This is a genomic window from Paraferrimonas sedimenticola (assembly GCF_002282855.1).
GTDB classification, from domain to species: domain Bacteria; phylum Pseudomonadota; class Gammaproteobacteria; order Enterobacterales; family Shewanellaceae; genus Paraferrimonas; species Paraferrimonas sedimenticola.
This window is the reverse complement of record NZ_NRIR01000003.1, coordinates 62499-75494: the sequence shown is the minus strand read 5'-3', so window position 1 is coordinate 75494 and position 12996 is coordinate 62499. Positions and strand designations below refer to the sequence as shown.

Genomic DNA, 12996 nt, shown 5'->3' with positions numbered 1-12996 from the left:
AGCAGCCCCAGAAAAAGATCAACATTTTGATAACAAGATGCACTAAAAAGGCGCTCGATGAGCGCCTTCAAAATTAGTGGGTGTGGCTTAGTTAGCGTTAAGCGCCTGCATTATTCGCTTGTCTGATATTGGGTACTTGGTACCCAGGTTTTGCGCAAAACAACTGACTCGATACTCTTCGATCATCCAACGCACTTCCGTCAACTCTTCCGGTACCGCCTGCCCTTTTGGCAGCTTGGCTAGAGCGCCTTGATAGGCATCGCTGACCTTCTGAATTTTTAGCGCGTGATTGCGATCCCGCACCGGGTCTATTTTTATTTTCTCAAGGCGTTTGTCGATAGCCGACATGTAGCGAATCAAATCGTCTAAGCGCTGGTAGCCAGCCTCTGCCACAAATCCTTTGTATACCAAAGCATCGTGTTGTGCCTGAATGTCTGACAAAGCAAACGCCATTTCAAAGCTAATTTTGCCCTTGAGTTGCTTGCGCACCTTTTGCGACAGGTTGAGAATTTTCTCTACCTGTAGCGCGATACTAGTGACCGTGTCGTTAAGTTCGGCCCGAACTAAATCTTTAAGGGACTCGAAACCAAGCTCGTCGCGAATGCCGTCGCCGAGTCTATCGGCGAGCTTGTCAACGCCACAGGCGATCAGGTCGTCAATCAGCCACTGCACTTGCCCAAATGGATTAAAGTACATGGCCAACTTGGCTTTGTTCGGCAGGCTTTGCTGCAGGTGTTTCACCGGACTTGGAATATTGAGCAGCAGCAAACGGCGCAGGCCAGCGCGGTGAGCCTTATCTGCGGCACTTGGGTCATCAAACAGCTTCACCGACACCGACGATTTGTCATCCACCAATGCAGGATAAGCTTTAACCTCAAAGCGCCCCTGCTTTTGCAAGTATTCTCGCTTAAGCTCGCCAAAGTTCCATTCGGTTAAATCCGTTTGCTCGATGCCCCTGTCGGCGACTTTGCGTATCGCCCCTTGCACCTTGCCTTGTAGGCGCGCTTTGAGTTCGGCGAGGTTTCGGTCTTGGCCCAATAGATTGCCGCTATCGTCTTCCACCTTGAAGTTCATTTGCAGGTGGGCTGGGATTTCCACATTCTCAAAATCATCGGGGGAAATGCGCACGCCCGTCATTCGCAACAGGTGTTTGCAAAGCTGGCTAAGCAAATCCCCTTCCATCGCTGGCATGGCTTGCAGTGCGGCGCTGGCGTAATTCGGCGCAGGTACAAAGTTGCGCCGCAGGGTTTTGGGCAGTCCTTTGATTAAAGCGATGAGTTTCTCTTCGCGCAAACCAGGCACCAGCCAGTCAAACCCAACCTCTTGGACTTGATTCACTAGAGCCAGCGGAATGTGCAGTGACACCCCGTCATCAAGCTCACTCGGTTCAAAGCGATAGCTCAGCGGCAAGGTCAAGCCGTCCTGACGCCACACATCTGGAAAGTCCAGCTTCGACACATGGCTACCGTCGCGCTTCATCAGCATTTCACGAGAAAAATCGAGCAACTCGGGCTGCTTTTGACGGGCTTTCTTCCACCAGGCATTGAAGCTGGCCACCGAGCTCATCTCTGCGGGTAAACGCTCGCTGTAGAACTCAAATAAGTCGTCTTCGTCCACCAAAATATCGCGGCGACGGGACTTGTGCTCTAGGTCCTCGACCTCGCCAAGTAGCGCCTGATTCGCTTTGAAAAAGTCGTGCGGACATTCCCACAAGCCTTCCACCAAAGCCTGACGAATAAACACCTCGCGCGACTCAACTGGGTTAATTTTACCGTACTGACAACGACGTCGATTGACGATAGTCAGCCCGTACAGCACCTGAGTTTCCAGCGCCACAACAGATTTTTGCTTAACGTCAAACTGGGGTTCGGCGTAGCTGCGCTTCACTAGGTGTTGCGCAAGTGGCTCTAACCACTGAGGTTCAATTTTGCCGCACACTCGGGCAAACAGGCGCGAGGTTTCCACCAGTTCCGCTGCCATCACCCACTTGGGCGGCTTCTTAGCAAGCCCGGAGCCTGGGAACACAAAAAAGCGAGAATTTCGCGCCCCTAAGAACGCATTGGATTCGCGACGATTGCCTTTGCCACGGTTGTCCTTAGCTTTGGCTTTAGGATCCGAATCCTTCATACCAATGTGGCTGAGCATGCCCGCCAAAATGGCCTGGTGAATCAGATCGTCACTGACCTCACCTTGCGTGATTGTCGCTCCGAGTTCTTTCATCGAAGTGGACAACTGATAGTAGAGATCCTGCCACTCGCGGATCCTCAAATAGGCCAAAAACTCTTGCTTACAGCGTTTTCGAAACTGGCTTCGCGACACTTCTTTAGACAATTCCTGAAGGTAATCCCACAGGTTCAAAAAACTCAGGAAATCCGAGTTCTCCGCTTTAAAGCGGGCGTGGCTTTCATCGGCTTTCTGTTGGAAATCAGTGGGTCTTTCACGAGGGTCTTGAATCGACAGACCAGCCGCAATCACCATTACTTGGTGCAAGCAACCTTGATCGCGCGCCTGCAGCACCATACGCGCCAAACGCGGGTCGATGGGCAAGTGCGCCAGTTCACGACCACAAGGCGTCATTTTGGGTTGTGCTTTGGCCTGAGTGATCGCGCCAAGCTCTTCAAGTAGACGCATACCATCGCTAATGGTGCGCGAATCCGGTGGCTGAATGAATGGGAAGGCGTCAATCCGCCCTAACCCCAAGGACAACATCTGCAAAATGACCGAAGCCAAGTTGGTTCTAAGAATCTCAGGATCGGTAAATTCTGGGCGAAGATTAAAGTCGTCTTCGTCGTACAAGCGAATGCATATGCCTGGCCCTACCCGTCCACAACGACCCTGACGCTGATTCGCACTGGCTTGAGAGACAGGCTCAATCGGCAGGCGCTGGACTTTGGTGCGATAACTGTAGCGGCTGATGCGCGCGGTGCCCGGGTCAATCACGTAGCGAATGCCGGGGACAGTCAGCGAAGTCTCGGCCACGTTGGTGGACAACACAATTCGGCGACCATTGCTGGCCGAGAAGACTCGAGACTGCTCGGCAAAGCTCAGACGAGCATACAAAGGCAAAATCTCTGCGTTTAAGCGAGGCATCTGGCCTAGGTACTCAGCGGCATCTCGAATTTCGCGCTCACCGTTTAGGAACACCAAAATGTCCCCAGGCCCTTCGCGGCAAAGCTCGGTTACCGCATCACCTATGCCTTCGAGTACGTCTTTGTCAGGGCCCAAATCAGTGACTAACGGGCGGTATCGCGTCTCTACCGGGAAGGTACGACCGCTGACTTCGATAATTGGCGCGTCAAAGAAGTGTTTTGAAAAACGCTCTACATCAATGGTGGCCGAGGTAATGACCAGTTTGAGATCGGGACGCTTGGGCAACAATTGCTTTAAATAGCCCAACAAAAAGTCGATGTTTAAGCTGCGCTCGTGTGCCTCATCGATAATGATGGTGTCGTATTGATTGAGCCATTTGTCGTTGGCCATTTCCGCCAGCAAAATACCGTCGGTCATCAGCTTTACAAAGGCCGATTCGCCCAGCTCGTCGGCAAAACGCACCTTGTAGCCCACCAAGGCGCCCATTGGCGTTTCGGTTTCCTCGGCGATTCGACTGGCCACCGAGCGCGCCGCTAATCGACGCGGTTGAGTGTGGCCAATATAGCCACGCACGCCGCGACCGAGCTCCATACAAATTTTGGGCAGCTGGGTGGTTTTTCCGGAACCGGTTTCGCCGGCGACAATCACCACCTGATGCTTGTCGATGGCCTCTTTTATCGCGTCTTTCTTTTGAGAAACCGGCAGACTTTGTGGGTACTCAAGCTCTGGCAACAACAGGGCTTTATCCGCCATTTTGGCGGCTGAGGCTTCGGCTTTACGAGTGAGTTCGTCAACAATCACTTGGCGCTTGTCCGCATCATTAATGCGTTTGAGACCAGAAAGACGGCGCTTAATGGCACTCACGTCGGTGAGCGCACATTGCTCGAGTAAAGCGGGGGAAATGCTTGGCAAAGCCGGGACCTTAACTAACAGGGTACAAAGCACAAGATCCTAGCAAGAATGGCGATACTCCTCTACTACCAAATCGAAAACTAGGCAGCGCGAATGTCGTTCCCATGCAATCGCAAATGTCGTTCCCATGCAGATGGGAACCCAGCTACTGGCTAACGGCAAGACTGAGCCAAGCGTTGTCATTCCCAACTTCCGCATTGTCATTCCCAACTTCCGCGTTGTCATTCCCAACTTCCGCGTTGTCATTCCCAACTCGATTGGGAATCTACCGAGTTGCTACTGGCGGTTGGCTAGATTACCGCCTTCGCGGCAATGACGGGGTGTGGATGATGGCCGATTGTCGCTAATCGCTGTTGGCTAGATTACCGCCTTCGCGGCAATGACGGGGCGTTGGTGATGGTCGATTGCTGCTATTCGCTTTTGGCTAGATTACCGCCTTCGCGGTAATGACGGTCGGGACTTCGTGGCAATGACGGGGCGTGGAGGCTGGCCGATTGCCACGAATCGCTATGAGCAAGGTTCCCGATCGCTCGGGAACGACAGTGTTAATTCAATACACCTACTTCCAGATAGCAACCACAGCCGCTTCACCGGATTTGCGCGAGGCGCGATACATTCCCTCAGAATTAAACGGCATGCTGACATTACCTTGGGCATCCACCGCAATCACGCCACCAGAGCCACCGGCCTCAACCAACACTTGATTGATAACCACGTCGGCGGTTTTGGCCAAAGGTTGCTGCTGATACTTAGCGCGAGCACAGATATCCGAAGCCACTTGGTAGCGAATAAAATACTCCCCATGCCCCGTGGCAGAAATTGCACAAACACCATTTTCGGCGTAGGTACCCGCACCGATAATCGGCGCATCACCCACACGGCCATAACGCTTTGCCGTCATACCACCGGTTGAGGTTGCCGCAGCCAAGTTACCGGATTTATCCAGTGCTACCGCGCCTACGGTGCCGTACTTGTAGTCCAGAGGTAGGGCTTCCACTGCTGCTTGATGGCTGTGCTTTTGGTTCTTGCGGAGCTTTTCTTTGGCTTTTAGCAGTGACTGGTAACGGCTATCGGTTGAGAAATGGTCATTGGTCACCAATGGCAATTGCTGTGCAATGGCAAACTCTTCGACACCCGCGCCAGCGAGCATCACGTGCGGTGACTCTTCCATTACCAAGCGAGCTAACTGAATCGGGCTTTTCACGTGACGCACCGACGCTACTGCACCGGCGTTTAAGGTTTTGCCGTCCATGATGGCGGCATCCAGCTCGTGAGCGCCATCATAGGTGTAAACCGCACCCACACCCGCGTTAAACAAGGGCGAAGCTTCGAGAATGGTCACCGCCTTGGACACTGCATCCAAACTGCTACCGCCCTGCTCTAGCACCGCATAGCCGGCATTGACTGCTTCCGCTAACTTAGCTTCGTATTGGGCGATTTGGGCGGGAGTCAGCTTTGCCTTAGAAATGGTTCCCGCTCCGCCGTGAATCGCAATTGAGAAAGGATTTTGTTGAGCCTGTAATTGGGTGCTAATTGCCCCCAGAGTCAGCGCCAGCGCGGCGCAATACATAGATTTCATCGAATTAGCCTATTTTTAGTTTTTAAATTTTTAGCCGTATGTCTCTCAGGATTGATCCCTTGGCGTATAATTTTTAAAGCTAACTTGTTAAATTAGCCAGTATATCGCCACGGACTGCTCGAGCCTTAACGCTGTCACTGCAAAATATGCCTAACCGACTGTATTTCTTACCACTGCTGTTCGCTTTGAGTGCTCACGTAAGCGCTGCGGAAGACAATCTCGCTCTTGTCATAGAAGGAGCGGATCAACAGTTGGCTAACAACCTAAAAGCGCACTTTGGGAGCTTGCCACAAAACGATGATGAGCGCGCCTCCTTTTTGTTCAGCCTAGAGAAAAAGAGCCAGCATGCCTTTGAATCCTTGGGTTATTATCAGGCGCGCATTCTGCAATCGGTCAACAAAGACCAACCCGTATGGCAGCTAACCTTAACAGTGATTCCCGGTGAGCGCGTCAAGATCCGCCGCATCGACATTCAGATTCTCGGTGATGGTGTAGAAGACCCCGCGTTTAACGAATATCTAGACCAAGCTCAACTACAACCCGACCGCCCTCTGCACCACGGCGACTACGAAACCTTTAAGTCTGACTTTCAATCCATGGGGTTAGCACGCGGCTATTTCGACGGCTCTTTTGCTCGTTCGGATATCGAAGTCAATCGCGATACTAACGTGGCTGATATCCACTTTATCTATGACGCCGGTGAGCGCTATACCCTTGGGGAAGTCACTTTCGAAGGCACTCAAATCAACCTAGACGTACTGGAAACTCTGATTCCTTTTGAGCCAGGCACACCCTATAACACTAAAGACATCAGTACGTTAAACCGCAATTTGTTAGAGACAGGCTACTTCTCTAACATCAAGGTGATTCCACAAGTGGACGCGGCGGTGGACAAACAAGTACCAGTGAAAGTTGAAGTCTTCCCTCGCCCTAAGCACGGTATCGAGGTGGGTGCTGGTATTTCAACGGACACCGGCCCTAGGGTCAGGCTGGCTTGGCGAACGCCGGTAATCAACCGCTTCGGGCACCATCAAGAAACCAGTATTGAATACTCTGAGCGCCCGCGTTTCGCCCATGTCTATACCATTCCACTAAGCCACGCTTTGGATGACCAATTGCGCTTGTCGGCTGAGTTAATTCGCAACAAATACGGTCTGATACAAACTCAAGACGAAGCGACTGGTGAGTTTTCCGGTGGCAAACAGCTCGAAAGTGATTTGTATCGACTGCGTGCCGCTCGACAAAAACGCTGGGCCAACAACTGGATTTTTAGTTATTCGCTGACCGCCCTACGCGAGCACTATGTACAAGAGGGCGAAAATTTTGCGCCATTGTTTGCCATGCCAGGAGTGAGCCTGTCGCAAACTCGGCGTGGCGATGCCAGTCTGGACCCTAAGTCCGGCTATCGGCAAAGCTACAGCGCTGACTTTGCCGAGCCCTCATTAGGCTCTGAGGTCCGTCTAACCCGCCTTTATGCCGGTTACAAATTCATCGAGACCTTCTTTGATAAACACAGATTTGTCGCCCGTGCCGACATTGGCGCTAACCTGATTAACGACGATGATATTCCGCTAACCGCCCCTTCGCTGCGCTTCTTTGCCGGTGGTGACAACTCGATCCGTGGCTTTAACCTCAACGAATTGGGACCGCGCGTTGACAACGTCGACGAATTGGGTAATCCCACCAAAGAAACCATTGGTGGGCGATACTTATTAGTGGGCAGTGTCGAATATCAGTACTACTGGACTCAGCAGTGGCGCTCGGCGCTATTCGTCGATTCGGGTAACGCATTTAACAGCCGCCAGTTTACCCCTGTTACCTCAGTCGGTGCTGGTATTCACTGGATAACCCCTATTGGGCCAATCAAACTGGATTTAGGTGTCGCGGTAAAAGGGGTTGAAGATCGCAAAAACCGCCCTTGGAGACTGCACATTTCAATCGGTTCGGAGTTGTAATATGGCTATGGAATTCGCAGCATGAAGCGCAAGTTAGTTTGGATAGCATCCATTCCTCTGGTCTTGCTAATTACGCTAGCCCTGCTAATCGGCACCAGCCTAGGCGCACGGCTGCTAATATTTGCGGCCGACAAATGGGTTCCCGGACTGACCCTTGAGTATCAAAGCGGGCAGCTCAATAGCGCCCTGCAACTCAAGCAATTAGGCTGGCAAAGCGACGGAATAAATTTGCAGGCGAGCGGTGTCGAGTTACAGTGGCGTCCTGGCTGCCTGCTACAAACTCGAGTCTGCGTTAATCGCCTAGTCAGTCAGTCGGTGACCTTTGAGCTAAGTGAAACTGAAACCAGCGAGCCTGAGGTTGAAACAGAATCCAGTGAAGGCTTTGTGCTACCGATTGCCATTCAACTCGAGCATGGACAACTGGACGGGGTGAAACTGGATGTTTTTGGGCATAACATCGGCTGGCAAAGTCTTACCCTTAGTGCCTTATTTGACCGAAGTGGGCTTAGCGTTGAGTCCTTGTATCTGGCACAACTTCATTACTATGAGCCAAAGCCTGAATCCGATTCCGAACCCAACGCCAGTGAGCCTGCCGCCGCAAGCGCACAAGCTGTGACGCCAAATCCAATGGCCTCCGCAGCTACTAGTACTGAAACCGATGAGGCTTGGGCGCTCGCGCAACTGCCGACAATCGCACTGCCCTTCCCCATCGAGCTTAAACAGCTAGTGGTGGATGGCGGCGAGTACAAAGTGGCCGGGCTTGAACACAAGTTTGAGCGCTTGAGCTTAGGTGCTAGCTGGCACGGCACTCAAGCCCAGATAAACCAGTTGTCATTAGTGCACCCTTGGGCCAATCTCAACGCCGATGCCCAAGCACAATTAGAACATCCCTACCCGCTAAGTTTGAGCCTAGGTGGCCAGTTGCAAGAGTTCGACCTTATGCCTGACTTTAATGGCCAGGCCTTACAGCTAGAAGCCCAAGGCTCGCTTGCTGACCTCACCATAGCGCTGCAAGCCAGCGAGCTATATCAGCTGGCGCTAACTGGGCAGGCGGATCTGACCCAAGCCAGCATTCCATTCAATGCCAACATTGATGTTGACCAGGCCCACTGGCCAACTCAAAAACCCGAGTATCAGCTGCAACAGGGAACAATCTCAGCTTCTGGCACTGTAGAACAGCAAGAAGTTGAATTGAGTGGCGAGTTGGTGCTTCCAGAATTGGCGCGCCTTAAGGCTAATTTACAAGCCGAGCATGAAATTGGACGGTTACAACTGTCATCTATACAACTCAGCGGCGAGCAAGGTGAGTTGCAAGCCAGTGGCTGGCTCGATTATCAGAACGGGGTCGCTTGGGATGCCGAGTTGGACGCTCAACAATTGTTACTTAGCCAAATTCATCAAAGCCTACCTGACTACATCTCAGGGCAGCTAAATAGCAGTGGTCACTACCGTGGTGAGGACTGGAAAGTCACCTTAGCTCAGACCGACTTAGAAGGTCGTTATCTGGACATCCCCTTCGCGCTTGAAGGGGATTTGGACATAGACCAAAGCCTGCGTCCTAAGATCCCCAAACTGAAACTCACCGCTAAAGACAGCGTATTTGAAGCACAAGGCGAGGTGAACGAACAGTGGGACATCAGTGCCACATTAAACCTTGCCGGATTAGAGCAATGGCATGGCGATGCCAACGGCGATTTACAGCTTGAGTTCAAAGTCATTGGCGAAGAGGCCAATCCCAATGTGGTATTCCAAGGCTCAAGCGCACGTGTTGGTTTTTTGGAACATCAAATCGAAGCGCTTTCGATTAAAGGCTTCTACTTCCCACTCAATGAGCACGACTTTCGAGCATCATTGCGCTCAGAGCGCTGGCAGCTTGCAGGACTGCAACAATACAACTTGAGGCTAGGTCTTAAAGGGCAGTTAACCGAGCAGTTTGCGACACTCAGCAGTGCCGGTGATCTCGAACTCGCGCTAAAACTAGCCAACCGCTACGACCCAGACAAACAAATCGTGTCCGGGGAGCTTTATCAAACTCGACTCAGTTACCTAATTGGTCCTTGGGCGCAACAGCAACCCATCGAATATCAGTTCGATATCAACAACAGCATTGGAGAAGTTTCCGCTCATTGCTGGCAACACCAGCACGCCAGTCTTTGTCTAAACGAAGCAGTGCAATTGGCACAAAGCGGTGATGCTGAAATAGCGTTTCGCGGTGATGTGGGTGCCTTAATCGAGCCTTTGATGCCCGACAACTTGGACTGGCGAGGTAACGCATCGTTAGATGCTCAGGCCAAATGGCAACCAGATTTACCACCGACCGCAGAAATTCAGCTCGCCTTTGAACCTGGCGCTGTCACTTTGACACGACAGCTCGAGCAAGAAGAGAAACCAATTTCGGTGACTCTGGATTATCAGACCTTGCAAGCTAAGGCTAGCGTATCGCCAGAACAAGTCACCAGTGACTTAGAATTTATCGCTGGCGATTGGCTGTCTTTGAATGCCGACTGGGCGCTTGAACTTGAAGACCCACGACCAATGAGGGGTGAGCTAAGGCTAGACAGGTTTGACTTAAGTCCACTGCAGCCGCTACTGCCCAATGTCACGGTTTTAAAGGGCACGTCCCAGGCCAACCTGCAAATTGGCGGCAATTTGACCCAGCCCGAATTACAAGGAGAGTTTGAGCTCAAAGATGGCGCCTTTGCCAATAAACTCAATCCGACGGATGTGGATTCTTTGCAGTTGACCGCCAAGTTTAGCGGCAACGAATTAGATCTAGATTCTAGTTTTGTCGTCGGAGATGGCCCCGGTAGTCTCAACGCCGAGCTGACTTGGGCTGACGCCAGCCTTCAAGGGGATCTCAACCTAACTGGCGACAAACTGTCGGTAATCTACCCTCCTCTAGCCATTTTAAAAGTCAGTCCAAACTTGGATATGTCTTTTGGCAAAGAGGTCATTCGCCTTCGCGGAGACATTGTGGTCCCAGAAGGTAAAGTGGAATTGGCTGAGCTGGCCGAAGGTGGCGTGCAAGTGTCGAAAGACGTAATTTTTGTTGACGCTCAAGGACAAGGTGACACAGTCGCTCAAGCACTCGACTTAAGCGCCCAAATCAATATCAACGTGGGTCCAGAAGTCAGTATTTCAGGGTTCGGGCTCACGGGCAAACTCGCCGGAGCTCTGAATTTTCAGCAAGAGCCCGCCAAGCCACCGCTGCTGTTTGGCGATATTCGCATTAACGAAGGCAACTATCGTTTCATGGGGCAACGACTGTCCATCCCTCGCGGTGACCTGCAGTTCTCCGGGCCTCCGTCTTTACCCAATCTCAACGTCGAAGCCGTACGCGAAATCAAATCTGAAGATGTGACCGCTGGTGTTCGAATAACCGGCACTGCCGCCAAGCCAGAAGTGGATTTCTTTTCAAACCCATCGATGGAGCAAGCCGAAATCCTGTCCTATATCGTCAATGGTCGCGGATTTAACTCGTCCAGTGGTGATGACAACAGCATGCTCGCCGCTGCAGCCTTGTCGGTCAGTGGTAACGTTGGGGTGATTAACAATATCGGCCAACAAGCGAGCAATGTCGCCGAGAAGATTGGTTTTAACAATGTCAAAGTCGATACCAACGACGATGGTCGCGTTGCTCTAAGCGGCTATATTGGCGAAGACTTGATGGTCAAATACGGTGTGGGCGTACTCAATGCGGAAAACCAGCTGACCGTGCGCTACTTTCTATTTCCCAAGCTTTACTTAGAAAGTGTCAGCCAGTCCATCGAGCAAACCTTAGATATGTATTACAGCTTCGACATTGGCGCACCAGAGCCTCAATAAAGCCGCGCAACAGGCACAAAAAAAGGCGCTTAAAGCGCCTTTTTTCACATCCATTTGCTCAATTAAGCAAATTTGAAGTCCAAGTGAACAAGCTTAGGCTTGAACGCGTGACGTTGGATGTCTTGAACCTTAACTTTGTGCTCAGTACCAGCTACCACGATGGTCAGAACTTCTGAGTAGAACTCAGCTTTTTCTTGGGCGTGGAATACTTTGTCGTGGTCTAGAACAACAGATACAGGCTCTTTACCTGGGCCGTAGATAACCGCAGGGATTTGACCAGCATGACGTAGGCGGCGGCTCGCACCTTTCCCTATCTCTTCACGCTGAGTTGCTTCGAATACGAAAGACATAATCTTTACTCTCTATATAAAATTGAATGTAACCCAAAGTCACTTGCGACCAGTGATTTGGGAGCGCGAATACTAGCACGCCAGTTAGTCTGTCTCAAGTGAAACCTATCGCTTGTGGTCCTCAACCAAAATCACAGGACAAATTAACGGCTTAAATAACATTTTTCCTGCGGGAATGATCACAGCGTTAAGGATAAATTCAGGCAATATTAGTGCGCACTGATACAATTGTGTAATCACCTGTTTCCCCAAGACCGAGACATCCATTGAGTATTGAGCAGATTCATCAGCAACATCAGGCACTTGAAAGAGTAACCGCCCAGTTGCAGCGCAAAATTCAAGGACTCCCTTTCGACTACGAAGCTATCGACACGCTGATCCTAGATTTAATTCAACAGCACAGACGACATTTCATCTATGAAGAGATGCAAATGGCCGCCAGTCAATATCCCGATTATCAAGCCCATAAACAAGCCCATACTGCCTGTCTAAGCGACATGAAACTAGCATTTGAAGAGTGGCAAATGAGCCGCGAATTCAAGCCCATGCGCGAGTTTTTCTCGGTCGCTTTGGCAAACCGTTTAAGCGAGCACATGGACCATATGGATGCGGGTGTGGTGGAGCATTTGAAAGGCTACAAGCCGCAAAGCGCTGGGTAATAGACGGCACCCAACGCTTTGCTGCGACTATAGCTAACAACTCGTTAGATCTTAACCAAAGCCAGTTTTTGATCCTCGCTTAAGGAATCTAGAGTTGCTATGCGCAGCTCGCCATTCGGTGCAGAAGCCGTGTTGGCATCTAGCGAGATGTCCGCGCGCTCCGGTAGGTTGTACATAGCACCGGTCGCAGGATCGACAATTAGCATACCAATCAAACCGCCCAACAGGATATTGCCAAAGTACCAGCCGTCTATGGAACTGGTTAAGGTATAGGTTTTCTCTGAATAACCTTCTTTTTGGAGCACGACGGTGTAGCTTTCGCCTTTAAAGTATCCCGAAGAGGAACTAAGCGTTACCGTTGAAGGTGTGACACCACTTTCTACTTTTTGACCATCGCGATTAGTGATGACAAAAGACGCTCCACCAGGATTACTATTAATCGCCACAGCGTAGTCTGATTTACTTACAATACTTGAACAGCCACTCGCCAGAGCGCATCCCATGACCAAGGCTAAAATTTTCTTATTCATCTTTTCAAATCCGTTATTTTCTATTTTCTTCCAATAAACCTTTGAGGTTCAAACGCTAATATAGCGGTATAAAAGCTCCGGCAAAACCCCAAGTAC

General features: G+C 51.1%; 8 protein-coding genes. 4 read left to right on the top strand and 4 right to left on the bottom strand.

The features are described 5' to 3' along the window. Positions 1-87: 87 nt before the first annotated feature. Positions 88-4002, bottom strand: coding sequence for an ATP-dependent RNA helicase HrpA (gene hrpA / locus CLC93_RS06210; RefSeq protein ID WP_095505438.1), 3915 nt, complete (start codon positions 4000-4002; stop codon positions 88-90). 127 nt (positions 4003-4129) lie between these two features. On the opposite strand from hrpA, the gene CLC93_RS17595 reads away from it, so the two are divergent. Then, positions 4130-4318: a hypothetical protein gene (locus CLC93_RS17595; RefSeq protein ID WP_141237352.1), complete on the top strand. Its 189-nt coding sequence runs from the start codon at positions 4130-4132 to the stop codon at positions 4316-4318. Between the two features lie 243 nt (positions 4319-4561). Here CLC93_RS17595 and CLC93_RS06205 read toward each other — a convergent pair whose 3' ends face one another. After that, positions 4562-5572 carry an isoaspartyl peptidase/L-asparaginase family protein gene (locus tag CLC93_RS06205; RefSeq protein ID WP_425439840.1) on the bottom strand — a complete coding sequence of 337 codons (1011 nt, stop codon included), beginning with the start codon at positions 5570-5572 and terminating at the stop codon, positions 4562-4564. A gap of 155 nt (positions 5573-5727) precedes the next feature. On the opposite strand from CLC93_RS06205, the gene CLC93_RS06200 reads away from it, so the two are divergent. Further along, complete coding sequence (locus tag CLC93_RS06200; protein WP_095505103.1) at positions 5728-7536, top strand: autotransporter assembly complex protein TamA; 1809 nt, start codon at positions 5728-5730, stop codon at positions 7534-7536. 21 nt (positions 7537-7557) lie between these two features. Then, complete coding sequence (gene tamB, locus CLC93_RS06195; protein WP_095505102.1) at positions 7558-11361, top strand: autotransporter assembly complex protein TamB; 3804 nt, start codon at positions 7558-7560, stop codon at positions 11359-11361. Positions 11362-11423: 62 nt separating this feature from the next. On the opposite strand, the gene rplY is transcribed toward tamB, so the two are convergent. Then, a complete protein-coding gene (rplY, locus tag CLC93_RS06190) occupies positions 11424-11711 on the bottom strand; it encodes a 50S ribosomal protein L25 (RefSeq protein WP_095505101.1) in 288 nt (95 codons plus the stop codon). A 266-nt stretch (positions 11712-11977) separates the two neighbouring features. Between rplY and CLC93_RS06185 the strand changes: the two genes are divergently transcribed. Then, complete coding sequence (locus CLC93_RS06185) at positions 11978-12370, top strand: hemerythrin family protein (protein ID WP_095505100.1); 393 nt, start codon at positions 11978-11980, stop codon at positions 12368-12370. Positions 12371-12414: 44 nt separating this feature from the next. Here the strand turns inward: CLC93_RS06185 and CLC93_RS06180 are convergent, their stop codons facing one another. Next, positions 12415-12900 carry a peptidase associated/transthyretin-like domain-containing protein gene (locus tag CLC93_RS06180; RefSeq protein WP_095505099.1) on the bottom strand — a complete coding sequence of 162 codons (486 nt, stop codon included), beginning with the start codon at positions 12898-12900 and terminating at the stop codon, positions 12415-12417. Positions 12901-12996: the final 96 nt, after the last annotated feature.